We start from the raw sequence: 505 nt of genomic DNA, 5'->3' as shown, positions 1-505 counted from the left end.
CGAATGATCTGCGTCGTCCACCACATGCAGCGTGGCGCGTGGCCCCAGCGTTTCGACGACCGACCTCAGCAGGTGAAGCTCGGCCAGCTTGTCGCGCGTGCCCTGCAGGAAGAGAATCGGCACCGTGACGTCCGCCAGGTGGTGTGCCCGCTCTACGCCGGGCGCGCCCGCCGGGTGCAGCGGGAACGCGACGAAAGCGAGGCCACGCACGCCGTCGAGCGGGGAGATGGCTTGGGCCTGGGACGTCATGCGGCCGCCGAACGACCTGCCGCCCGCGAAGAGCGGCAGGGCTGGCAGCCGCCGGCGGGCCTCTGCGACGGCTGCCTGCACGGCAGCATGCGCCACGGCCGGCGAGTCCACCCGCTTGGAGCCCCGCTCCATGTACGGAAACTGGTAGCGCAATGTGGCGACATGCCGGCGTGCTGCATGCCCGCCCCGGCACCGTGCGCGAAGACATACAGGGCTCGCGCGTCCTTCGGCGCTCGGAGGAGCGCAGAGACCTTAG

General features: G+C 71.1%; 1 pseudogene. It reads right to left on the bottom strand.

The features are described from left to right. Positions 1-505: pseudogene (locus tag AWB67_RS39365) on the bottom strand (alpha/beta hydrolase family protein); the annotation flags it as partial.

The sequence above is a fragment of the Caballeronia terrestris genome (assembly GCF_001544515.1).
Classification (GTDB): domain Bacteria; phylum Pseudomonadota; class Gammaproteobacteria; order Burkholderiales; family Burkholderiaceae; genus Caballeronia; species Caballeronia terrestris.
Note: the sequence above shows the minus strand (reverse complement) of the source record. Positions and strands in the feature narration are given on the sequence as shown.